Origin of the sequence: Clostridium sp. D53t1_180928_C8 (assembly GCF_015667795.1) — a bacterium.
Lineage (GTDB): Bacteria > Bacillota > Clostridia > Clostridiales > Clostridiaceae > Clostridium.
In genome coordinates this window covers 1-1,222 of the sequence record NZ_JADPEL010000131.1, presented here as the reverse complement: position 1 = coordinate 1,222, position 1,222 = coordinate 1, and the positions used below count along the sequence as shown (strand labels likewise).

At 24.5% G+C, this 1,222-nt stretch carries 2 protein-coding genes; one reads left to right on the top strand and one right to left on the bottom strand.

Going from position 1 to position 1,222, the window contains the following annotated elements; all coding sequences use genetic code 11:
* Positions 1-244, top strand: a 244-nt coding sequence (locus I4V51_RS20845) for a hypothetical protein (protein ID WP_195990348.1), incomplete at its 5' end; no start/stop codon positions are given.
* A gap of 84 nt (positions 245-328) precedes the next feature.
* On the opposite strand, the gene I4V51_RS20840 is transcribed toward I4V51_RS20845, so the two are convergent.
* The gene (locus I4V51_RS20840; RefSeq protein WP_195990347.1) at positions 329-988 is read right to left on the bottom strand and encodes a hypothetical protein; all 660 of its coding nucleotides are present in this window, start codon (positions 986-988) and stop codon (positions 329-331) included.
* Positions 989-1,222: the final 234 nt, after the last annotated feature.

Here is a 1,222-nt window from a genome sequence, read left to right as displayed (position 1 = left end):
ATCTGTAGTAGCTAAAGAATATATAATAGGAACAAATATAATGTTTAAGGAGTTATTAAATGATTCAAGAATAGTAAATACATCAAGATTTTTAGTAGAATTAGCATATAGTTTTTTTACAAGACAGTTTTCAGTTAATGAGATTTCTAGTACAAGAAATTTAAGTTTTGATACAAGAAATTTCATAATAAACATAATAAATTATTATTCTAAAATGGATAAAGAAGAAAATTTTTGTGCATAGCAATTAATATGTAAAAAGGTAACTCTTAAATATAAATAGGAGTTACCTTTTTATAATATAAAGTAATTTTTGTAACTCTAAAAACTAATTTATAATATAAGAACACATATCTGAAGGGTTGTCCCCAATTTTAACACTAAATTCAGTAATATTTTTAGGTATTGTAATAACTGTTCTTGTAACTCCAGAATCAGAAGCTTGTAGTCCTTCACTCTTTTCAAAGTTCATAAATCTTATAATATAATTATTATCGTTAGCGTGAAGTGTATTTCCATCTAAATTACAAACTTGAATCCCTAAATGAGAAGCTTGTCCTTGGTCTGTTGCTTTAAGGTCATCAGCTAATGTTGTTGTATATTCAATAATTACATATTCAAGTGAATCATTTATTAGTTGAGGAATTTTAGATGTAGGGTTAGTTGAATTATATTTATCAACTTCGTTTTTTGCTTGATTTCCTCTTATAACATTATCTAAAGTAATAGTAACTTTTTCTTGGGTAATTTTATTTTTTGTATCAGTTATATTTTTTGAAACAATAGCACTTTCTCCAACTGATAAAAATTCATCAGATGAAACTTCCTTTTCATCTTTACGTCTACTTTTTTCTTCAGAACGACCTTCTCTAGAAGATTCATTAGTAGAAGCATTAGCTCTCATAGATGAAATTTTGTTTGAAGAACAACCTACAGCAAGTGCAATTACCATAATAGATAAACATACTAATCCTATTTTATGTTTCATAATAATACCTCCGTATTTATAAAAAGTTCATGCGACTTCTTCATTATAGTCCTGAAATTTTACAAAGTATATGAGTGTATTAATTCAAAAAAAGAAGAAAAATAAAGAATTGTGAAGATAATTTTAAAATATAATAATTAAAGTTGGTATATGTACCATTTTAAGAATTTTTAATAAAAACCATTTAAAATTTTTATGATAACGTAATCAAAACAGAAATATATATATATAAAT

Coding starts and splice junctions, on each gene's coding strand:
- I4V51_RS20840 (WP_195990347.1), bottom strand. CDS start 988: ATGAAACATAAAATAGGATTAGTATGTTTATCTATTATGGTAATTGCA.